The sequence below is a fragment of the Streptomyces sp. NBC_01431 genome (genome assembly GCF_036231355.1).
GTDB lineage: Bacteria > Actinomycetota > Actinomycetes > Streptomycetales > Streptomycetaceae > Streptomyces.
In genome coordinates, this window is record NZ_CP109496.1 from 4,767,056 (window position 1) to 4,788,393 (window position 21,338).

General features: G+C 71.3%; 17 protein-coding genes. 10 read left to right on the forward strand and 7 right to left on the reverse strand.

Annotated features, from left to right (window positions below):
• Positions 1-38 precede the first annotated feature (38 nt).
• From OG522_RS22015 to OG522_RS22035, 5 genes are all read left to right on the forward strand, one after another.
• Positions 39-1,568, forward strand: coding sequence for an MFS transporter (locus tag OG522_RS22015; protein WP_329464719.1), 1,530 nt, complete (start codon positions 39-41; stop codon positions 1,566-1,568).
• A 214-nt stretch (positions 1,569-1,782) separates the two neighbouring features.
• Positions 1,783-2,544, forward strand: coding sequence for a DeoR/GlpR family DNA-binding transcription regulator (locus OG522_RS22020; protein WP_329464720.1), 762 nt, complete (start codon positions 1,783-1,785; stop codon positions 2,542-2,544).
• Entirely contained in the window at positions 2,544-3,491 is a 948-nt protein-coding gene (gene pfkB / locus OG522_RS22025; protein WP_329467675.1) for a 1-phosphofructokinase, read from the forward strand. Before OG522_RS22020 ends, pfkB begins: the two co-directional genes overlap by 1 nt.
• 37 nt (positions 3,492-3,528) lie before the next feature.
• The gene (locus tag OG522_RS22030; RefSeq protein WP_329464722.1) at positions 3,529-5,664 is read left to right on the forward strand and encodes a PTS fructose transporter subunit IIABC; all 2,136 of its coding nucleotides are present in this window, start codon (positions 3,529-3,531) and stop codon (positions 5,662-5,664) included.
• A gap of 604 nt (positions 5,665-6,268) precedes the next feature.
• A complete protein-coding gene (locus OG522_RS22035) occupies positions 6,269-6,523 on the forward strand; it encodes a hypothetical protein (protein WP_329464723.1) in 255 nt (84 codons plus the stop codon).
• Positions 6,524-6,575: 52 nt separating this feature from the next.
• Here OG522_RS22035 and OG522_RS22040 read toward each other — a convergent pair whose 3' ends face one another.
• The 7 genes from OG522_RS22040 to OG522_RS22070 form a co-directional block, all read right to left on the reverse strand.
• Positions 6,576-7,496 (reverse strand): DUF6227 family protein, encoded by a 921-nt coding sequence (locus OG522_RS22040; RefSeq protein ID WP_329464724.1) that lies wholly within the window; start codon positions 7,494-7,496, stop codon positions 6,576-6,578.
• A 158-nt stretch (positions 7,497-7,654) separates the two neighbouring features.
• Positions 7,655-8,953: a L,D-transpeptidase gene (locus tag OG522_RS22045; RefSeq protein WP_329464725.1), complete on the reverse strand. Its 1,299-nt coding sequence runs from the start codon at positions 8,951-8,953 to the stop codon at positions 7,655-7,657.
• A gap of 113 nt (positions 8,954-9,066) precedes the next feature.
• On the reverse strand, positions 9,067-10,083 hold the full coding sequence (locus OG522_RS22050; protein WP_329464726.1) for a P1 family peptidase: 1,017 nt from the start codon (positions 10,081-10,083) through the stop codon (positions 9,067-9,069).
• A gap of 28 nt (positions 10,084-10,111) precedes the next feature.
• Positions 10,112-10,990 carry an SDR family oxidoreductase gene (locus OG522_RS22055; protein ID WP_329464727.1) on the reverse strand — a complete coding sequence of 293 codons (879 nt, stop codon included), beginning with the start codon at positions 10,988-10,990 and terminating at the stop codon, positions 10,112-10,114.
• 201 nt (positions 10,991-11,191) lie between these two features.
• A complete protein-coding gene (locus OG522_RS22060; protein ID WP_329464728.1) occupies positions 11,192-13,858 on the reverse strand; it encodes a BTAD domain-containing putative transcriptional regulator in 2,667 nt (888 codons plus the stop codon).
• A 76-nt stretch (positions 13,859-13,934) separates the two neighbouring features.
• On the reverse strand, positions 13,935-15,095 hold the full coding sequence (locus tag OG522_RS22065; protein ID WP_329464729.1) for a low temperature requirement protein A: 1,161 nt from the start codon (positions 15,093-15,095) through the stop codon (positions 13,935-13,937).
• 344 nt (positions 15,096-15,439) lie between these two features.
• Positions 15,440-16,078: a class I SAM-dependent DNA methyltransferase gene (locus OG522_RS22070; RefSeq protein ID WP_329464730.1), complete on the reverse strand. Its 639-nt coding sequence runs from the start codon at positions 16,076-16,078 to the stop codon at positions 15,440-15,442.
• A gap of 303 nt (positions 16,079-16,381) precedes the next feature.
• Between OG522_RS22070 and OG522_RS22075 the strand changes: the two genes are divergently transcribed.
• The 5 genes from OG522_RS22075 to OG522_RS22095 all read left to right on the forward strand — a co-directional run bounded on the left by OG522_RS22075 (position 16,382) and on the right by OG522_RS22095 (position 21,307).
• Entirely contained in the window at positions 16,382-16,519 is a 138-nt protein-coding gene (locus OG522_RS22075; protein ID WP_443074729.1) for an ester cyclase, read from the forward strand.
• A 120-nt stretch (positions 16,520-16,639) separates the two neighbouring features.
• Positions 16,640-17,752 carry an MFS transporter gene (locus OG522_RS22080; RefSeq protein WP_443074730.1) on the forward strand — a complete coding sequence of 371 codons (1,113 nt, stop codon included), beginning with the start codon at positions 16,640-16,642 and terminating at the stop codon, positions 17,750-17,752.
• Positions 17,749-20,049, forward strand: a complete 2,301-nt coding sequence (locus OG522_RS22085; protein WP_329464732.1) for a molybdopterin oxidoreductase family protein — start codon at positions 17,749-17,751, stop codon at positions 20,047-20,049. Before OG522_RS22080 ends, OG522_RS22085 begins: the two co-directional genes overlap by 4 nt.
• An 8-nt stretch (positions 20,050-20,057) precedes the next feature.
• Positions 20,058-20,660, forward strand: a complete 603-nt coding sequence (locus OG522_RS22090; RefSeq protein ID WP_329464733.1) for a 4Fe-4S dicluster domain-containing protein — start codon at positions 20,058-20,060, stop codon at positions 20,658-20,660.
• Positions 20,657-21,307, forward strand: a complete 651-nt coding sequence (locus tag OG522_RS22095; protein WP_329464734.1) for a QcrA and Rieske domain-containing protein — start codon at positions 20,657-20,659, stop codon at positions 21,305-21,307. Before OG522_RS22090 ends, OG522_RS22095 begins: the two co-directional genes overlap by 4 nt.
• Positions 21,308-21,338: the final 31 nt, after the last annotated feature.

Genomic DNA, 21,338 nt, shown 5'->3' on the forward strand with positions numbered 1-21,338 from the left:
GGACACAGGCTGACCTATATGCCTTCTAACTTCTTCTCATGACCTCCACAGCGACCAGCAGTACCCCAGAGACCGCGGCGGTTGCCGCAGCAGACCGCCGACGGTGGTTCGCCCTGGCCATCGTGATGACCGCGGCCTTCATGGACCTGGTCGACGTCACGATCGTCAACATCGCCATCCCGTCCATCCAGAAGGACACCGGGGCGAGCTTCTCCTCGATCCAGTGGATAACGGCCGGTTACGCCCTGGCGTTCGCCGCGGGCCTGATCACCGGCGGCCGCCTCGGCGACATCCACGGCCGCAAGAAGCTCTTCCTCATCGGCATCGGCGGCTTCACGCTCGCCTCCGCGCTGTGCGGATTCGCCGCCAACCCGGAGATGCTGGTCGCCTCGCGCATCCTCCAGGGCGCGATGGCCGCCATGATGGTGCCGCAGGTCCTCTCGATCGTCCACGCCACCTTCCCCGCCCACGAGCGCGGCAAGGTCTTCGGCCTGTTCGGCGCTGTCGTCGGCCTCGGCGCGGTCTCCGGGCCGCTGCTCGGCGCGCTGCTCACCGAGTGGAACCTGTTCGGTCTTGAGTGGCGTCCGATCTTCCTGATCAACCTGCCGGTCGGCATCGCGGGCCTGATCCTCGGCACCAAGTTCATCACCGAGTCCAAGGCCCCCAAGGCCCTCAAGCTCGACCTCGTCGGCGTGATCCTGGTGAGCCTCGGCCTGCTGATGCTGCTCTACCCGCTGACCCGCGGCCGCGAGCTCGGCTGGCCGCTGTGGGGCTACCTCTCGATGGCGGGCAGCGTCCTGGTCTTCGCCGGACTGATCGCCTACGAGCGGATGAAGGCGCAGCGCGACGGCTCCCCGCTCATAGAACTGTCGCTGTTCAAGGTGAAGAGCTTCGCGGCGGGCATCGCCGTGCAGGCCACCTTCGGCGTCGGCCTCGGCATCTTCTTCCTGGTGTGGACCCTCTACATGCAGATCGGCCTCGGCTGGAGCGCCCTGCGCGCAGGACTGACCGGGGTGCCGTTCTCGATCGCCGTCTCGGTGGCGGCCGGCATGTCCGTGCAGAAGCTCGTCCCGCGCTTCGGCCGCAAGGTCCTCCAGGCCGGCGCCCTGACCATGGTCGCCGGACTGCTGATCTACATCTGGGAGGCCCACCACTACGGCATGGGCATCGCCTCCTGGCAGATGGCGCTGCCGCTGGTCGTGATGGGTCTCGGCATGGGACTGATCGTCGCCCCGCTCACCGACGCGGTGCTCTCGGAGGTCCCCAAGGAGCACTCGGGTTCGGCATCGGGCCTGATCAACACCGTGCAGCAGATGGGCAACGCGCTCGGCCTCGGCCTGGTCTCGGTCGTCTTCTTCGGTTCGATCGGCGACGACCTCGTGCCGCCGCAGCTGAACCGGGCGTTCGTGGACGGCTTCCAGCACTCGCTCTGGTACGTCGCCGGAGTCCTCGCGGTGATCTTCCTGGTGATGTTCGCGCTGCCGGCCCGCCCCCAGCAGCACGTGGAGGGCGCGGGGGACGAGGCGGAGCTGCTCGACCTCACGAAGGAGCCGGAGCCGGTCGGCTGAGCCACCACTCCCCGGCGACGGCCCCGCACCTTTCGAGGCGCGGGGCCGTCGCTTTACCGTCCGGTGCGCGGGGCGACGCGTCCGGCCGACGGGATGCGCGGACCCGAAGCCCGTTTGTGTCTGCACAATGCCCGAATCTGTTTACATCGGCGAAGGCTGACCGTAACCTGGCGGCGCAACCACAGGTTCGGGCACGGAACGGACGTAGACAGATATGTACGCACCGGAGCGGCAGCAGGAGATCCTGCGGATCGCGCGCGAGAGCGGGCGGGTGGACGTCCTCTCGCTCGCCGAGACGTTCCAGGTCACCGCCGAGACCGTACGGCGCGATCTGAAGGCGCTGGACCGGGCCGGTCTGGTCCGCCGGGTGCACGGCGGGGCCATCCCGGCCGGACGGCTCGACTTCGAGCCCGACCTCGCCGAGCGGGAGTCCACCGCCGCCGACGAGAAGGACCGCATCGTGCGCGCCGCGCTCGCCGAACTCCCCGCCGAGGGCAGCGTCATCCTCGACGCCGGATCGACCATCGCCCGGCTAGCCGCCGAGCTCCCCCTGGACAGCGGGCTCACCCTGGTCACCCACGCCCTGCCCGTCGCCGCCCGGCTCGCCGACCACCCCGCCATCGACCTGCACCTCGTCGGCGGCCGGGTCCGCCACCGCACACGCGCCGCCGTCGACGCCTGGGCGCTGCGCGCCTACGGCGAGATCCGCGCCGACGTCGCCTTCCTCGGCACCAACGGCTTCGGCGTGGCCCACGGCCTCACCACCCCCGACCTCGCCGAGGCCGCCGTCAAGCGGGCCGCCATCGCCGCCGCCCGGCGCGTGGTGCTGCTCGCCGACTCCGCCAAGCACGGCCAGGAGCACTTCGCCCGCTTCGGCGACATGGCCGACGTGGACGTCCTCATCACCGACTCGGGGCTCAGCCCGCACGACGCGGCCGCCATCGAGGCCGCAGGCACGGAAGTTGTACGCGCATGATGATCCTCACCGTCACCCCCAACCCCAGCCTCGACCGCACCTACGAGGTGCCCGGCCTGGTGCGCGGCGACGTGCTGCGCGCCACCGGCGAGCGCATGGACCCCGGCGGCAAGGGAGTGAACGTGTCCCGCGCCGTCGCCGCAGCCGGGCACCGCACGGTGGCCGTCCTGCCGCTCGGCGGCGCACCCGGCGCGCTGGTCGCCGAACTCCTCGGCGACCAGGGCATCGAGGTCGCCAGGGTCCCCGTCGCCGGGCACACCCGCTCCAACATCGCGGTCGCCGAACCGGACGGCACCCTGACGAAGATCAACGCACCGGGTCCCGAACTCACCGCCGCCGAAAGCGAGTTGCTGCTCGACGCGGTGCGCCGCCACTCCGGGCGGGCCGACTGGATCGCCTGCTGCGGCAGCCTGCCGCGCGGCCTGGCACCGCAGTGGTACGCCGACCTCGTCGCCCGCGCCCATGCCGCTGGAGCCAAGGTCGCCCTCGACACCTCCGGACCCTCCCTCCTGGCCGCCCTGCGCGAGCGCCCCGATGTGGTCAAGCCCAACGCCGAGGAACTCGCCCAGGCCGTCGGCCACCCCCTCGCCACCATCGGCGACGCGGTCAAAGCAGCCGAAGAAGTGCGGGAGTTGGGCGCCGGAGCCGTCCTCGCGAGCCTCGGCGCCGACGGGCAACTGCTCGTCACCGCCTCCGGTACGTACTTCGGGCAGGCCCCCGTCGCCACCGTACGCAGCAACGTGGGAGCCGGTGACGCCTCGCTCGCCGGGTTCCTCGCGGCGGGCGGCGAAGGCCCCGGGGCACTCTCCGCCGCCGTCGCCCACGGCGCCGCCGCCGTCCAGCTGCCCGGCAGCGTGATGCCCGCGCCCGGCGACCTCGACCTGGCGGCGGTCACCGTCACCTCCGCCGTCCCCCTCGACCGGGCCCTCACGGAACCGGCGTCATGATCCCCGCCCACCCCCTCTGCGCGCAAAGGAGCCCGCGATGAGCCAGATGATCACCGCGGAACTGGTCGACCTCGAACTCGACCTGGCCGCCAACTCCAAGGAGGCGGCGGCCCGTTCGCTCGCCGAGCGGATGGTCGCCCTCGGCCGCGTCAGCGACCTCGAAGGCTTCCTCGCCGACGTGGCCGCCCGCGAGGCCCAGATGCCGACCGGCCTGGACGGCGGCATCGGCATCCCGCACTGCCGCAGCGCGCACGTCACCGAACCGACCCTCGCCTTCGGCCGCAGCGCCGCCGGAATCGACTTCGGGGCGCCGGACGGCCCGGCCGACCTCATCTTCCTCATCGCGGCCCCGGCGGGCGCGGACGACGCCCATCTGACGATCCTGTCGAGCCTGGCCCGCCAGCTGATGGACACCGACTTCACGACCGCGCTGCGCTCGGTGTCCACCGCGGCTCAGGCGGCGGCGCTGATCGCGGGAGAAGCGGCGGAACCGGAGACGCCGCAGACCCCAAAGATCCCGGGTGGCTCGGACACCCCGGACACCCCGGACACCCCGGACACCCCGGACACCCCGGAGATCCAGGGCGGTTCGCAGACCCCGCAGACACCGGGGGCCCCAGAGATCCAGGGCAGCTCGCAGACCTCGCAGACCTCGGACACCGCGGAGATCCAGGACCTCACGGAGACGCCCACCCCTGAAGCTCGTCCGTTCCGGATCGTGGCCGTCACCTCCTGTCCCACCGGCATCGCCCACACCTATATGGCGGCGGAGTCACTGGAGAAGGCAGGGCATGCCGAGGGCGTGGAGGTGGTCGTCGAGACGCAGGGCTCGGCAGGGTTCACCCGGCTCGACCCGGCGGTCATCGCGGCGGCCGACGGCGTGGTCTTCGCGCACGACGTGCCCGTACGGGACAAGGAGCGCTTCGCCGGTAAACCCACCGTCGACGTCGGCGTGAAGGCGGGCATCAACCGGCCCGCCCAGCTGATCGCCGAGGTGCGCGAGAAGGCGGCCCGCGGCGACATCACCGCGGCGGGCACCAGGCCCTCTCCCGTGGAGGCGGCCGGGGAGCCGGGCGAGGGCTACGGCACCAAGCTCCGCAAGTGGCTGATGTCCGGCGTCAGTTACATGGTGCCGTTCGTCGCCGCGGGCGGTCTGCTCATCGCGCTCGGCTTCGCCATCGGCGGCTACAAGATCAACGAGGCGCCCTCCGTCATGGAGCACTTCGTCTGGACCGACGCCACCAGCTGGGCCGCGCTGCTCTTCCAGGTCGGCGGGCTCGCCTTCGGCTTCCTCGTGCCGGTCCTGGCGGGCTACATCGCGTACGGCATGGCGGACCGGCCCGGCCTGGTGCCCGGCTTCGTCGGCGGCGCGATAGCCGTCACCATCAAGGCGGGCTTCCTCGGCGGCCTCGCCGCGGGTCTGATCGCGGGCGCCGTGGTGATGGCGATCCAGAAGGCGCGGATCCCGGCGCCGCTGCGCGGCATCATGCCGGTGGTGGTGATCCCGCTGGTCTCCTCGGCGCTCGTCGGCTTCCTGATGTTCCTGGTCATAGGCGCGCCGATCGCCAAGCTCCAGTCCGCGCTGACCAGTTGGCTCAACGGGCTCTCCGGCGCCAACGCGATCACCCTCGGCGTGGTCCTGGGCCTGATGATGTGCTTCGACCTGGGCGGCCCGCTCAACAAAGTGGCGTACACCTTCGCGGTCGGCGGGCTCGCCGCCGGGACCGACGGCAGCTTCAAGGTGATGGCGGCCGTGATGGCCGCGGGCATGGTCCCGCCGCTGGCGATGGCGCTCGCGACGACCGTACGGGGCAGCCTGTTCACCCGTACCGAGCGGGAGAACGGCAAGGCGGCCTGGGTGCTTGGGGCGTCCTTCATCACCGAGGGCGCGATCCCGTTCGCCGCGGCCGACCCGCTCCGGGTCATCCCGTCGGCGATGGCGGGTGGCGCGGTCACCGGCGCCCTGTCGATGGCTTTCGGCTGCACGCTGCGGGCGCCGCACGGCGGCATCTTCGTGATCCCGCTGATCGGCAACGCGTTCCTGTACCTGCTGGCGATCGCGGCGGGCACGGCGGTGAGCGCGAGCCTGGTCGTCCTCCTCAAGGGCCTGCGCGGGCAGTCCGCGGACCCCGCCCCGGCGATGCCGGAGCCGAAGGTCGCGGTGGCCGCCTGAACGACCCCGGCGACACAGGAGCCCCGGTCCTTCGGTGGGCCGGGGCTTCCGCGTGCCTGCGGCGGCGCGGAGTCAGGACTTGGGCAGGGTGTTGAGGTACGGCGTGCCGCCGGCGTAGAAACCGTCCACCGCCTTCTGGACCTCCGGCAGGGGACACCGCCTGACCTGCCTGGTAGTAGAGCCAGTTGACCTTCATGTCCCAGGAGCGCGGGCCCTTGAACGGAAGGTCGACGAGCCACGCGCTGAAGTGGATGCCGGTGCGCTCGCGCGGGAAGTACTTGCTGCCGCTGCTGAACAGTTCACGGCCGTCGATGGAGTAGGTGACCTTTCCATCGCGGACCTGCCAGCGCTTGGCGGTGAGCGCCGGGTCCTCGGGCCCGCTGTAGCGGAAGCTGTCGAACGCCGTGTCACCGGCCACGTACATGGCGTCCATCAGGCGGCGCCGCCGGGACCGCCGGGTCGCCGGGGGCTGACCCGCGGCTCCTGTCGGCTCCTGTCGCCTTGTGTCGGCTCCTGTCTGGCATGGCGTGACTTGTACCACTTGGGGACCAAAGTCCTGACAGACTCTGCCGTAAGCCCCGGCCCGTGTTGTCTACTGGGGCGCGTGGCTCAGAACATCACGATCATTCAGCAGATAGGCCTTTCCGTGCTCGCCGCGGCGAGTGTCGCCTGGGTCGTCGGCCTGGTCCGCATCCTGCGTCGCGAGCGCGCCGACCGGGCCGAGTGGCGTGCGATGCGCACCCTGCGGGCGGTGGGACGGCAGGCCGGGCCGCCCGCGCAGGAGGCCGTGGCGCTCACCCAGGCGGAGCGGGACGCGTTCGCGGGCCTCATCCGCCAGCTCGACCCCCGCCGTTCCTGACCCGACGAGGCCCGACGAGGCCCGTCGAGTCCCGGGAGAGGCCTCTTCGGCCTCAACTCACGCGGGCGCGGCGCTCCATGGCGGTACGGGCCGCCTGCTCGGTCGCGTACACCTCGCACATGTGGCGGCCGTCCGGAGTCGCCGTGTGCTCGACCTCCCACAGGCTCAGCTCGCTGCCGTCGAGCAGCAGGAACGCGTGCTCGTACAGTACGAACCCGGCGTCGCGGCCCGCCGCGTGGCAGTGGCTGCCGAACGCCTGGGTGATCTGGTGCGCGTGCGCGGAGCGCAGCCGCCGCGCGGTGTGCTCGCCGGGGCGGTCCGGGTTCTCGGCGCGGCGCAGCAGCCGGCGCGCGTGGTCCGCCGAGTCGTCCGGGGCGTAGAGGCGGGGGAGTGGGGCGGCGCTCAGCGCGGCGAGCAGCGCGAGGTCGCTGCCGGGGCCGGTGCCGAGCGAGGCGCCGTCCGGCTCGGTGAGGACATCGGGGCCGAACCCGGCCTCCCAGCCCCCTTCGAAGTCCGCGAGCGAGCCGGAGGCGTCGGCACTACCGAACTCGCCGCCTCCACGGCGGAGTTCGTCCGCCACTCGGGTCGACTCCGGCGGCAGCGCCCGGCCGTGCAGGCGTGCCGCGGCGATGTGGGCGTCCTCCTCGGCCGCGTACACCTCATGGGCGTACTCGCGGCCGTCGTGGTGGGCCAGCTCCCACAGGGTGATGGTGCTGCCGTCCAGGAGGAGGTAGCAGTGCCGGTACGTCTCGCGGCTCAGGCGGTGGCCGGCCGGGCCCTGCGCTGAGGTGTGCAGCGAGGAGTGCAGCGACGTGGTGTGCGCCAGGGCCGAGTCGAGGCGTTCGATCAGTTCGTCGGGGAGGTCGAACGAGTTCAGCGCGCGCCCGAGTAGGCCGGTCAGCTGCTCCTCGACCGACTCGCCGCCGGTCCCTCGCTCGCCCTCGCCGCCACTCTGGTTGGGCACATTGCGCACCAAGGCTTCTCCCGGCCGTCGCTGTTGGTCACGTAGAAGGTGCTCAACGTAGCCCCTGATCGCGGTTCGCGCAGCGGGCATGGCCGAAAATTTCTCCGGCCGGCGCCTCGCGGTGGAGGGGCCGGCCGGAGAAGTCGCCGCAGGGCAGCGGCGGTTGGTCAGGAGGTGCTGTCCGCCGTCCACTGCGCCCAGGGCAGGTTCCAGCCGTTCAGACCGTTGTCCGGTGCGATGGTCTTGTCCGGCGAGCCCTTCACGACGACCACGTCACCGATCAGGCTGTGGTCGAACATCCACTTGGCCGGAGTGTCGCCGGCGGCGCCCTTCACGTCCTTCATGCCGACGCAGCCGTGGCTGGTGCCGTCGTTGCCGAACACCGACGGGTCGCCCCAGTAGTTGCCGTGGATGAAGGTGCCCGAGGTGGACAGGCGCATCGCGTGCGGCACGTCCTTGATGTCGTACTCGCCGCCGAAGCCCACGCTGTCACCGTTCATGCGGGTCTGGGTGAACTTCTCCGAGATCACCATCTGCCCGTTGTAGGTGGGGTGTTCGGAGCTTCCGGTCGACACCGGAATCGTCTTGATGGTCTTGCCGTCCTGCTGAACGGTCATCTCCTGCGTCTTCACGTCGACGGTGGAGACCTGGTTGCGGCCGATGGTGAAGTTGACTTCCTTCGACTGCACGCCGTAGATGCCCTTGGCGCCCTCCACCTTGTCCAGGTCGATCTTCATCGTCACCTTGGACCCGGCCTTCCAGTACTCCTCGGGGCGGAAGTCGAGGCGCTGCGAGTTGAACCAGTGCCCGACGACCTGCTGCCCGCTGCTGCTGGTCACCGTGATGTGGGAGAGGACGTCCTTCTTGTTGGTGATGTCCTTGTTGAAGTTGAAGGACACCGGCATGCCGACACCGACCGTGGAGCCGTCGTCGGGGGTGTAGTTGGCGATGAAGCTGTCCTTCGCCGAAACGGTGGAGAACTGCGAGTTCTCCGTCGCGGCCCGGCCCTTGTCGTCCTTGCCGTTCGCGGTGATCTTGTACTGGGTGCCGCGCTCGACCTTGCCGGCCGGCTTCCAGGAGAGCCCGTCGGCCGCGAGCGCGCCGGGCACCGCCTTGCCGCCCTGCACCTCGGTCATCGTCACGTCGGACAGCTTGCCGCCCTCCGCCTTGACGGTGACGTCGTTGATGGAGGCGTTGGTCGAGCCGTCCTTCGCGGAGATGGTGATCTTCAGCGTCGAGGCGTCCTTGGCGGCCGAGGCGTCCGTGCCCTTGCCGTCCTTGGAGCTGTCGCTCGCCTTCGCGTCGCCGCTGCAAGCGGTCAGGGCGAGCGCGCCGACCAGCAGGCCGGCCGCTCCGGCGATCAGCCGGGCGCGGCGCCGGGCAAGCGGACGCGCGGGGCGCGGGATGCTGAACTGCTGAGGCTGCGCTGCGTAGTCCGACGCCGGCGGTGTCACGGGCTGCTCCATGTCTGCGTGATGTACTGCGGGATAAAATCCAGTACGTGCATAGAGCACCCAAATGGGTGAATGGTTGCGGGAATCGGGTGTGAGGCCCCTCACATCCGAGGTGTTACGAGGTCTCAACTCCCGTACAGATCCCCATAAGAGGGAAAAGTTCCCCCGGGTCCCTCGATGCTTTCGGCGGCCCGCACCGCCCGCACGATCGCCTGCGCCACGACATCCGCCCCGGCGGCCAGAACGTGGTTCACCTCCTCGGGGCCCAGCGCCGCCTCGGCGCCGGCGTTGTGGGTGCCGGTCGCCAGCGCGAACACCGTGTCCCCGTCGTGCATCAGGTGGACGGGGCGGATCGCGCGGGCCAGCCCGTCGTGTGAGGTCCCGGCGAGCTTCTGGGCCTGTGGCCTGCTGAGCCGGGCGTCGGTGGCCACCACCGCGAGCGTGGTGTTGAGCGGCGGCAGCCCGCTCGTCGCGCGCGCCCGCGCCAACCGCTCAAGCGCCGCCAAGTGAACGTCACGGGAGGGGAGTTGGACGGGCCCCGCCCCGTACTCCCCGTACAGCACCCCGTTCGCCGGGTCGACGGCCGAGCCGACCGCGTTCGCGACGACGAGCGCACCCACCGTCGCACCCGAGGCGAGCGTGACGCTCGCCGTGCCGACGCCGCCCTTGAGCCCGCCGACCACCGCCCCGGTCCCCGCGCCCACGCTGCCCTCGCCGACCTCGGTGCCGGCCGCCTCCACGGCCGCCCGGCCCACCGAAGCATCGGGCCTGGCCCGCCAGTCGCCGCCGCGACCCAGATCGAACACGCAGGCCGCGGGCACCACCGGCACCACCTGGTGCGGCTCGGGCCCCACCCGGACCCCGCGTTCATGCTCTTCCAGCCAGGCCATCACCCCGGCCGCCGCGTCGAGTCCGTACGCACTGCCGCCGGTCAGCACCACGGCGTCGATGCGCTCGACGACGTTCTTCGGGTCCAGCGCGTCGGTCTCCCGCGTACCGGGGCCGCCCCCGCGCACGTCGACCGCCGCGACGGCGCCGCCGATCGGGGCGAGCACGACGGTCGTACCGCTCAGCGCGTCCGGTCCGGGAACGGCCGCGTGACCGACCCGGAACCCGGGCACATCGGCGAGGGAGCTCTTCATAACCCCCATCCCTACCACGCCGGTTCGGTCAGAACTTCGGTCCGAGATAGGTGCCGCCCGTGGCGTCGAGCACGTGCCCGGTGACCCAGCGTCCGTCGTCCGAGGCGAGGAACGCGACCGGTCCCGCGATGTCGTCGGGCTGCCCGATCCACGGCATCGCCTGGCCCTTCAGCATCATCGCCTCCATCTCCGGTGACGAGCGCAGAAAGGCGCGGGTCCGGTCGGTCTCGGTCGGCCCCGGCGCGACCGTATTGACGGTGATCCGCCGCGCCCCCGCCTCGTTCGCCAGCGTCCGCGTGAACGTCTCCATCGCGCCCTTCGTCATCGCGTACGCCAACTCCTCGCCGAGCGCGATCCGGGTCACGGCGGAACCGATGTTGATGATCCGCCCACCGTCGCGCAGGCTCGGCAGCAGCTTTTGTACGAGGAAGAACGGCGCTCGTACGTTCACCGCGAAGAGCCGGTCGAAGAGGTCGGGCCCCGTCGCGCCGAAGGGCCGGTGCGCACCGCCCAGGGCGGCGTTGTTCACGAGGACGTCGAGCGACTCCTCGCCGGTGTGGGCGCGCAGCCCGCTGCGCACGGCGTCGGCGAGCCGCTCGACACCCTCGACGCTTCCCAGGTCGGCGCCGACGGCGAAGGCCCGCCCGCCGTTCGCCACGATCGCGTCCACGGTCTGCTGGGCGGCGGCGCCGTCGTTCCCGTAGTGGACCACCACGAGCGCCCCTTCGCCGCCGAGCCGCAACGCGATGCCCCGCCCGATCCCCCGAGAGGCCCCGGTGACGAGCGCGGTCTTGCCGCGCAGTGTGAGGGGGAGGGCGGGGAGGGTGGGGGTCGTGTGGTCGGGCGTGGGGCGGTTGCACATGGTGTGGTCGGGTGTGGTGCCGTCGGACGTGATGTGGTCGGACATGGTGATGCTCCCCTGTGTGGTGGCCGGTGCGGTGTCGGAGGTGGGCCGCTTCCGTGGACTGCCTCCGTGGACTGGCTCCGCGGTCTGCGCCGGGCTCTCCCGCCCGGCGAGAACGACTCTCGCCGGGGCCGCTGACCGCTCGCGCACCGCGCGCTGACCGGGGGACGGGGTACCGTCAGCGGGCGACCCCGCGTGTGGCTGTCACCTGATGACCCCCGCCCGTCGTGCCGCGGTCCGCGCCCACTCCCGCTCCTGCTGCCCGCCCGCCAAGTCGCCCATCGCTTCCAGGAGTTCGGCCCGCTGGACGTGCAGGTCGGCGATGTCCTCCCAGACGCCGATCTCCCGGAACAGCGCCAGTGCCTCGCCGGTGCGGGCCAGCGCGGTTTCCCGGTCGCCCTGGGCGGCGAGGACTGCGGCCAGTCCTGTCAGGGTGGTTGCCGTGCCCCAGCGTTCACCCAGCTCGCGGAAGGCGCTGAGCGCCGCCGACAGATCGCGCGAAGCCTCCTCGACGCGGGAGTGGAAGAGGTGCAGATGCCCCGCGCCCGCGCGGGCGAGCGCCTGCGACCAGGGGTCGTCGCCGGTCAGCTCGGGCCGCTCGGCCGCGGCCGACGGGCCCGCCGAGATCGCCCACAGGAACGCGGTGAACGGCTGCCGGAACGCCCGGTCCCGCTGAGCCACGATCCGCCCGGCCCGCGCCAGGTCCGCCCCGGACGCGGCTCCGCCCGCCCCAGCCGCCAGCACACACAGCACGTACTCCTCCTCGAACCCCTCCGGTACGCGGCCGTCGAGGGCACGCAGCATGTCGGCGGCGACGGGGGCCACGTCCCCGCGCAGGCCTCGCAGCCACCAGAAGGAGGACAGGGCGGCGATGAGGCGGAGGGCGCGGGGGTGGTCTGCCCCGTCCGCCGATCCGGCCACCCCGACAGACCTGACCAGCGCCGCCCGAAGGTTCGCGTGCTCCGCGGAAAGCCGCTCCAGCCACCGGAGTTGACCTGATGACCGCAGCTCCGGGTCGGCCATCTCGGCCAGGTCGAGGAAGTGTGCAGTGTGGGCTCGGGCCGTCAACTCGCGTTCGAGGAACGGCAGTTGCTTGGCAGCGTACGCCCGGATCGTCTCCAGCATGCGGTACCGGCCCTGTCCTGCCTCCACCAGTGACTTGTCGCAGAGGGAGGCGAGCAGGTCGTCCGCGTCGGGGCCCGCGCCGCAGACCAGAGCGGCCGCCTCCGCTGTCGCGCCGCCCGCGAAGACGGTCAGCTGTGCCGCGAACTCCCGCTCCCGATCACTCAGCAGCGACCAGCTCCACTCGACCACCGCGCGAAGGGTGCGGTGCCGGGCGGGCTTGGTGCGGTCGCCGCGCGACAGGAGCCCGAAGCGGTCGTCCAGGCGGCTCGCGATCTCGGACAGCGGCAGCTGCCTCAGCCGGGCCGCCGCCAGCTCGATCGCCAGCGGGAGGCCGTCCAGATCCGTGCAAATGCGTTGCAGGAGTGGGGAGTTGGGGCCATCCGGGGTGAAGCCCGGCTGGACCGCCGTCGCCCGATCAGTGAAGAGGCGTACGGCCGATGCTGTGGCTAGGGAGCCGAGCGGGCGCAGGGACTCACCAGTTATGCCGAGCGCTTCGCGGCTGGTGGCCAGGATGCGCAGACCGGGGCAGCGGGAGAGCAGTCGGTGGGCGAGGAGGGCGGCCTCCTCGATGATCTGCTCACAGTTGTCAAGGACGAGGAGCAGGTTGCGGTCCTGGAGCGCGGTGACGAGGGCTGCCTCCGCATCGCCGCCGCTGGGGCCAGTGCGGGTGTGGGTGGGGGTGTGGGTGTCCGCGTCTGTTTCGGTGCCGGTGCCGGTGCCTGTACCTGTGCGGGTGCCGGTGCCCGTCCCGGTACCAGTGCCGGCAAGGGGGCCGGTGTCGCGGAGGCCGAGGGCGGTGCGGACGGCGGAGACCGCCCCGGTCGCGGACGTCAGGTCGACGAAGCACACCTCGCCGGGCAGCCGCGCCGCGGCCTCCAGGGCGAGCCTGGTCTTGCCGGCGCCGCCCGTCCCGATCAGCGTGACGAGGCGCGACGCCCCCAACAGGGCGATCAGGGCGGTCAGTTCGTCGTCACGGCCGACGAACGACGTCAGCTGGGCGGGGAGCCGGGACGAGGGCGGCGGGGGAGACTGCTCGCCGCGCAGGATGGACAGGTGCACGGCCGCGAGCTCGGGGGACGGGTCGGTGCCGAGTTCCCCGGCCAGCAGCTCGCGGGCCCGCTCGTACTCGGCAAGCGCCTCGGCCGGCCGCCCGGCACGCCGCAGGGCCCGCATCAGCTGACCCCGCAGCCGTTCCCGCAGGGGATGCGCCGCCACCGCCTCGCGCAGCCACCCCAGCAGCTCGGCCGGGTCGGTGCCCAGGGCGAGTTCGGCCTCGGCCCGCTCCTCGACGGCGGCCGCCCGCAGCTCCTCCAGGCGGGCGCTCTGCGCGGCGGCGAACGGAGCGTCCGCCACGTCCACGAGCGCGGGCCCGCGCCACAGTCCCAGCGCCTCGCGAAGGAGTACCGCCGCACGCCCCGCATCGCCCGCCTCCCGGGCCCGCGCGCCGTCCCTGGCCAGCCGTTCGAAGCGGAGTACGTCCACGTCGTCCGGGTCGGCCGCGAGGCGGTATCCGGCCGGGCCGTGCTCGATGGCCAGGGTCCTGCGCAGCCGGGAGACCTGCGACTGAAGGGCGTTGGTGGCCCCGACCGGCGGCTCGTCCCCGTACAGCGCGTCCACGAGCCGGCCGGCCGGGACCGTCCGCCCGGCGTTCAGTAGCAGGAACGCGAGCAGCGAGCGCAGACGCGCCCCGGCGGGGACGGCTTCGGGGCCTTCGATGCGGAGCGGCCCCAGCAGGAAATAGCGCATGCGGCCGATTCTGGCCCACGAGGCCGGACGCGTCCCCCTTCGCCGGGCGGTCCCGACGGGATGAGGGAGCGGGTCCTCAGGCCGGGCCGGTCCGCTCCGGCCGACGACCCTTCAGCGTCACCCCCACCGCCACGGTCAGCGCCGCCACACCACCCGCCAGCGGCACCGCCGCACGGCCCGCGAACGTACACAGCAGAATCACCAACGCGGCCACCGGCAGCGTCAGTTGCTGGGCGAGGCCCTGCTTGAAGTGGCGGGAGTGCAGCAGCCACACCGTCAGCATGAACAGCGAGGCCGGGACCGTCACGGCCGAGGCGGCCGCCGCCGTCGAGATGTGGGCCTTGCCGACGGTCTGCTCGACCGCGACCTCGATGCCCGCGCCGATCGCGGCGGCTGACGCGAGCACCACATAGTGGCCGTAACCCCACACGAAACCCTGCCGGTTGGAGGAGAGGTGGTGGTGAATGGGGACGGCGAAGTAGATCCACCAGGCCGCGAACACGATCAACAACCCGCCCGCCGCCAGCGGCAGCAGATCGCCCAGCTCGTCGTGCTCGTCGAGCGCCTCCTGTACGGCGATGGTGGCCGCGGACACCGTCTCGCCCAGCACGATCAGCGTGAACAGGCCGTACCGCTCGGCGATGTGGTGCGGATGCCAGCTGGTACTGCGCCGCTGTTCGGCGATCACCGGCACGGACAACTCGGCGAGTACCAGCAGGGGGAACACCCAGCTGCGGGCCGACTCCGGCACGAACAGCATGCCGACCCAGCCGAGCTGGCACACCACGATGCCCGCCGCGTACCGCAGACACACCTGGCGTTCGGCGCGGTCCCGGCAGGACGCGGCGGCCCGCAGCCACTGGCTGGTCATCGCGAGCCGCATCACCACGTACCCGATGACAGAGATCGTGAAATCGTGGTCGTCGAAGGCGCGGGGCACCCCGGCGGCGAGGATCAGCACACCGGTGATCTGGACGAGCGTCACGACTCGGTACAGGGTGTCGTCGGTGTCGTACGCCGAGGCGAACCACGTGAAGTTCATCCACGCCCACCAAATGGCGAAGAACACGGCCGCGTACCCGGCGAGGCCGGCGCCCACGTGCCCCTCCGCGAGCGCGTGGACGAGCCGGGCGCCGGCCTGGGCGACGGCGACGACGAAACAGAGATCGAAGAACAGCTCCAGCGGAGTCGAGGCGCGGTGTGCCTCGTGCCGGCTGCGTGCGGTCATGCGTGGCATGCGCCCAGCACACCAGACACACCGGCACGCCGGACGACGAACACTTGCGGCCGGGGGGATTCGTACCGGTTCAGCACAAGGGGCGGCGGGCGAGCCGTGCGCCCGGCGGTGCGGGCCGCTGGGGGTGGTGGCAGCTACTGGGACCGCCTGCCGCTACCGCCTGCCCCTGCTGCTACCCCCTGCCGCTACCGGTACAGCCTGCTGCCGCCGCTTGCCGCTGCCGCTTGCCGCTGTTGTTGCCGTCTGCCGCCTACTGCCTGCCGCTGCCGGTATAGCCCGTCGCCGTCGCCGTCGCCGTCGCCGTCGCCGCCGCTACCGCCTACCGCTACCGCCTACCGCTACCGCTACCGCTTGCGCATCAGCAGGTGGCCGCGCCGGAACCGCTCTCCTTCGCGGGGCTCGCGCAGCATCCGTCCGACTTCCGCGAAGCCCGCCTCGCGTGCCAGTGCGGCCAGGTCGTCGATCGGCCACCGGTAGGCCGTCGTCACCTTGTGGTCGAACGCCGTCACCGGATCGCCCTCGGACTCGAAGAAGGCGAGCAGAAGGTGGCCGCCCGGAGCCAGCAAGCGACCGAACTCGTCTATGTACGACGGTATTTCGTGCGGCGGGGTGTGGATGACCGAGTACCAGGACGCGATGCCGGCCAGTGTGCCGGCGGCCAGGTCCAAGGCGTCCATCGAAACCACTTCGAAGCGCAGGTCCGGGTAGGCCCGGCGGGCCAGATCGATCATCACCGGCGACAGGTCGACGCCGAAGACGTCCAGCCCCAGGTCCCGCAAGTGCGCCGTCACATGGCCGGGGCCGCACCCCAGCTCGGCGACAGGCCCGGCGCCCGCCGTCCGTACGGAATCGGCGAACGCCGCAAGCATCGCGCGGTCCAGCGGCAACTCGGCGTACGCGTCGCGGAAGAGCTCCGCGTAGAGGACGGCGACGGCGTCGTACGCATCGGCTGTGGCAGTGAGATGGGAGGGGGATTCAGTCACAGGGGCCGACACTAGCCCCCCGTCCCGGCGCCCCGGGGCGTCTCGTTCTCGCCGTCCTGGGGCTCGTCCCGGCAGTTCCGAGGAGGCCTGGCCTCGTGCCGCGACTATGCCTGCCTTCGCGATCCGAGGGGGCCCGGCCTCGCGGCCAGAGGGGGCCGCCCGTCGCGGCGCGAGGGAGATCTGGTCTTGCCCCCTGAGGGAGGCGGCGGGGTACCTCGCCCCCTGAGAGGACCCGGCCTCGCGGTCCGAGGGGGCCCAGCCTCGCGACCTGAAACGCTCGTGACCCGGCTGACGGCCCGTGGAGTGCACGAGAAGGACCTTCCCGGCATCCCCGCCACAGGCAAGCCGGTGGAGACAACCGCGGCGGTGATCCACCGCATCGAGAACGGCCGGCTCGTCGAGAAGTGTTCGGAAAGGGATCTTGTCCGCCTCCTTCAGTAGTTTGATGTCATGCCGACGCCCGATGGGGATGCCGGCTAGGCCCGTTGTCTCCGGGTGCGCCCTCACCCTGTTGACCACTAAAACAGGTGGTAGATACTGGAATGTCCCTAACGTGATGGGGTGACCGAGCCGCCCGCACCCCTCACCGCCCCACCGGACGCCTCCTCCCCGGCCGTGCCGCCGCCGGTCACCGCCGCCGCACCCGCCCCGCCTTCCGTAGCGCTGCGCGCGTCGCTGGCCGGCACAGCCATCTCCCTCCTTCTCGTTCTGGCCATCGTGTTCGGCAGCCGGCTGCTCAAGGACTTCGACTCCGCGCTCCTTCCGTACGCGGTCGCCACCGTGTTCCTGGCCTTCGGCGTCGCTTACCGCTACACCGTTTGGATCTCCTCTCCCGGCGCCCGCCGCCTCTTCAAACAGGGCTGGCGCAGCCTGTTCTCGGCCGCGAACTTCCGCCAGGCGCCCACCGCCCTGCCGAGGATGATCGCCACCTATCTCGGCTTCCAGAAGTTCCTCGGCGCCCGTTCGCACGCCCGCTGGGCCGCGCATCAGCTGATCTTCTGGGGCTGCCTCCTGGCCGCCGCGATCACGTTTCCGCTCACCTGGGGCTGGTTCACGTTCACCGGTGACTCCGGTGCCGGACCCGGGTACGAGATGCGGATCTGGGGGTTCAAGATCCTTGGCTTCGACTCGCTGAGCCTCGCGGGATGGCTGATGTTCCACGGCCTGGACATCGCCGCGGTCCTGGTGATCCCCGGCGCCTCGTACTTCCTGTGGCGGCGGATGAAGGACCGCGGGGCCATCACCGGCCAGCGCTTCGGCTATGACCTCGTCCCGCTGATCGCGCTGATCGTCATCTCCGTGACGGGGCTCCTCCTCACCTTCTCGTCGATCTTCCTGCACGGCGGCGGCTACCAGTTCCTGGCGGTCCTGCACATGGTGTCGGTGGTGTTCACGCTGATCTACATCCCGTTCGGGAAGTTCTTCCACATCGTGCAGCGGCCCGCCGCGGTCGGCATGCAGCTCTTCAAGTACACGGGCCGCCAGGACGAGCAGGTGTTCGTCTGCAAGCGCTGCGGCGAGCCCATCGACACCGCCCCGTACGTCGAGAACCTGCGGGGCACCATGCGCGACCTGAAGCTCGACTTCGACGCCTGGGCCGCGTACTGCCCGCGCTGCAAGCGGGTCCTGCGCGGCTCCGCATACCTCGGCCACGTCAAGAAGGGCTTCAAGTGAGCAGCCGGTCCCTTCCGCTCGACCCCTCGATCGCCCCGCCCGGCACCCGCAACTTCCGCGACGCGGGCGGCATCCCCGCCGACCAGTGGCACGCCGACCAGAACGGCGAGACCCTCGTCCCCACCCACTGCTGCTTCTGCGGTGTGCAGTGCGGGATGTATCTGCGCGTCAACAGGGCGGGCAAGGTGTTCGGCGTCGAGCCCCGCGACCACGACATCAACCGGATGCGGCTGTGCCCCAAAGGCATCAACGCCTACCAGCAGGTCAACCACCCCGACCGGCTGACCGCCCCGCTGATGCGCCGCTCTCGCGACGAGCCGTTCCGCGAGGCCTCCTGGGAGGAGGCGCTGGACTTCACGGTCGCCGAGATCCGCCGCATCCAGGGTGCCCACGGCAACGACGCCTTCGGGCTGCTCGGCGGGGCCAGCCTGTTCTCCGAAAAGACTTACCTGGTCGGCAAGTTCGGCCGGGTCGCCCTCAAGACGCGGCACGTCGACTACAACGGCCGGCTGTGCATGGTGTCCGCCGCCGGCGCCAACAAGCTCGCCTTCGGGATCGACCGGGCGGGCAATCCGTTCTCCGACATCCTCCTCACCGACTGTCTGCTGATCGCCGGGTCCAACGTCGGGGAGTGCTTCCCCGTCATGACCCAGTACCTGTGGGGCGCCCGGGACCGCGGTGCCACCCTCATCGTGGTCGACCCGCGCGAGACGGCCGTCGCGCGCACCGCCGACATCCACGTCGCCCTCAAGCCCGGCACCGACGCCGCCTTCTTCAATGCCGTACTGAACGTCGTCATCAGCGAGGGGCTCACCGACGAGCAGTTCCTCGCCGAGCACACCACCGGCTGGGACGAGGTGCGCTCCACCGTCGCCTCCTACACCCCCGAGCGGGCCGCGGACATCTGCGGCATCCCCGCCTCCCAGGTCGTCCAGGTCGCCCGGACCTTCGCGGGCGCTCGCCGGGCGATGGCCTGGCACGCTCGGGGCATCGAGCACCATTCGCAGGGCGTCGAGAACTGCCTGACCGTCATCAACCTGTGTGCGGCCACCGGCAACCTCGGTAAACCCGGCGCCGGTTACGGCACCATCACCGGCCAGGGCAACGGCCAGGGCGGCCGGGAGCACGGCCAGAAGGCCGACCTGCTGCCCGGCGGACGGTCGATCACGGACCCGGAGCACCGGCGCCAGATCTGCGAGATCTGGGGGATCGAGGAGTCCGAACTCCCGTCGGCAGGCACCTCGATGATGGAAATGGTCTGGCAGATGCAGCGGCAGGAGATCCGCGGCCTGATCGGCATCTGCAACAACCCCTTCGTCTCCCTCCCCAACTACGCGACGGTCAAGGCCGGTTACGACTGTCTGGAGTTCCACGCTCAATTCGATTTCTTCCTCTCCGAGACGGCGGCCAACGCGCACGTCGTCTTCCCCGTCACCACCTGGGCCGAGGACGAGGGCGTGATGGCGAATGCCGAGGCCAGGGTGGTCAAGCACAACAAGGCGCAGGAGCCGCCCGGCGGGGTGCGCACCGACACCTGGGTGATGTGCCAGCTGGCTCAACGCCTGGGAGTGGGAGACAAGTTCGTCTTCCCGGGCTCGCGTGAGGTGTTCGAGGAGCTGCGGATCGCGTCGGCCGGGACGGTCAACGACTACTACGGCATCACCTACGAACGCCTGGAGGAGAGCGGCGGTATCTCCTGGCCCTGCCCCTCCACCGACCATCCCGGCACGCCCCGCCTCTTCGAGGACGGGCAGACCTTCCACCCGGACCGCAAGGTGCACATGCAGGTCGTGGAATGGCATCCGCCGATGGACCCGTACGACGAAGAGCACCCGATGTCGCTGACCACGGGCCGGACGGTGGCGCACTTCCTGTCCGGGAACCAGACCCGCCGGCTCGGCGCGCTGGTCGAGCAGACTCCGCGTCCCTGGGTGGAGATCCACCCCTCGCACGGCTTCCGCAACGGTGCCCCGGTCCGTGTCGTCACCCGGCGCGGCAGCGGGGTCTTTCCCGCTCTGGTCACCGAAGCCATCCGCCCCGACACGGTGTTCATCCCGTACCACTGGCCCGTTCCGACGGCCGCCAACGCGCTCACCATCGATGCCCTCGACCCCCGTTCCAAGATTCCCGAGTACAAGGTGTGTGCCTGCCGCATCGAGGCCGCCGAGCGGATCGACGAGGTGCCGGCGCCGCCGACCGGTCCGGGGCGGCAGGCGTATCCGGCCGCCCAGGTCTCGCGCACCGACCCCCTGCCGCCCACGTCGCCGCAGGGTCGTGGCACCGCGGAGAGGAGCTGACGCTCGCCGTGATGGGCAGAACGATCTTCATCGACCCGGGGCGCTGCATCGGCTGCCAGGCGTGTGTGTCCGCCTGCCGCGAGTGCGACTCGCACCGCGGGAAGTCCATGATCCATCTCGACTATCCCGACGAGGGCCATTCCGTAGCCTCCCTTCCCACTGTCTGTATGCACTGCGAGGACCCGGTCGCGCCGTGCGCCGAGGTCTGCCCGGCCGACGCGATCCTGGTGACCGCGGACGGTGTGGTGCAGCAGGCCGACACCACCCGCTGCATCGGCTGCGCGAACTGCGTCAACGCCTGCCCCTTCGGCGTACCGAAGATCGACCTCCAGGCGAAGCTTCAGATGAAGTGCAACCTCTGCTACGACCGCACCGCCTACGGCCTTGCCCCCATGTGCGCCACGGTCTGCCCGACCGGTGCGCTGTTCTACGGAACGTTGGAGGAGCTCCAGGCCGAGCGCCCCGGCGTCCAGGTCGCCGACTCCTTCACGTTCGGCGATGTCGTCGTCTCTACGGGCGTGGCGATGGTCGTGCCCGCCGACAAGGTCCAGTGGCCGGTGCCCGGCGGCCTGCCGATCGTCGAGGTCAACGGGAAGGACGTCGCCCGATGAGCGTCACCGATCAGCCGCCGCCCGCCCCCGACCCCGCCGCCGACCCGGCCCAGGCCGCCCTCCACGACCGCATCGCCGCCGATTCCCTCACCACCCGCCGTGACTACCTGCGCATCGTCGCCACCGTCTCCGGTGGCCTGGCCGTCGGCGGGATCGCCGTGGCCGGCGGTGTGCTGCACCGGCACGGCGACAGCGACGCCCCGCCCGACGCCAAGCGGGTCGCGCTCACGCTGGCCCCCGGCGAGTCAATCGCCTTCCGCTTCCCCGGCGACGACGACCGCGCGGTAGCCGTCCGCCTCAAGGACGGCACCCTCGTCGGCTACTCCGCCGTGTGTACGCATCTGGCCTGCGGGGTGCTGTGGCGCGAGGAACGCGGCAGCGAGGGCGAGTTGTACTGCCCCTGCCACGAAGGGGTCTTCGACGCACGCACCGGGGAGGTCACCGCCGGCCCGCCGCCGCGCCCACTTCCCAGGGTGCTGCTCGTCGAGGAGGCCGACGGCGGCGTCTGGGCGGTGGCCACGGCGCGCTCCGGCGAGAGCGTCGAGCACGCCATGTGCCGACAGTTCGCCGACAAGCCCGGTATGGCGGCCCGTATCGGCTGTCCCGGTGCGAACGGCAAGGTGGCGGAGAGGAGTACACGGACATGAGCACCGACGGATATACGGGACCCGGCTCGGG

Coding starts and splice junctions, on each gene's coding strand:
- OG522_RS22095 (WP_329464734.1), top strand. CDS start 20,657: ATGAGCGTCACCGATCAGCCGCCGCCCGCCCCCGACCCCGCCGCCGAC.
- OG522_RS22060 (WP_329464728.1), bottom strand. CDS start 13,858: ATGCGCTATTTCCTGCTGGGGCCGCTCCGCATCGAAGGCCCCGAAGCC.
- OG522_RS22045 (WP_329464725.1), bottom strand. CDS start 8,953: ATGGAGCAGCCCGTGACACCGCCGGCGTCGGACTACGCAGCGCAGCCT.
- OG522_RS22015 (WP_329464719.1), top strand. CDS start 39: ATGACCTCCACAGCGACCAGCAGTACCCCAGAGACCGCGGCGGTTGCC.
- OG522_RS22065 (WP_329464729.1), bottom strand. CDS start 15,095: ATGCCACGCATGACCGCACGCAGCCGGCACGAGGCACACCGCGCCTCG.
- OG522_RS22050 (WP_329464726.1), bottom strand. CDS start 10,083: ATGAAGAGCTCCCTCGCCGATGTGCCCGGGTTCCGGGTCGGTCACGCG.
- OG522_RS22020 (WP_329464720.1), top strand. CDS start 1,783: ATGTACGCACCGGAGCGGCAGCAGGAGATCCTGCGGATCGCGCGCGAG.
- OG522_RS22030 (WP_329464722.1), top strand. CDS start 3,529: ATGAGCCAGATGATCACCGCGGAACTGGTCGACCTCGAACTCGACCTG.
- OG522_RS22055 (WP_329464727.1), bottom strand. CDS start 10,990: ATGTCCGACCACATCACGTCCGACGGCACCACACCCGACCACACCATG.
- pfkB (WP_329467675.1), top strand. CDS start 2,544: ATGATCCTCACCGTCACCCCCAACCCCAGCCTCGACCGCACCTACGAG.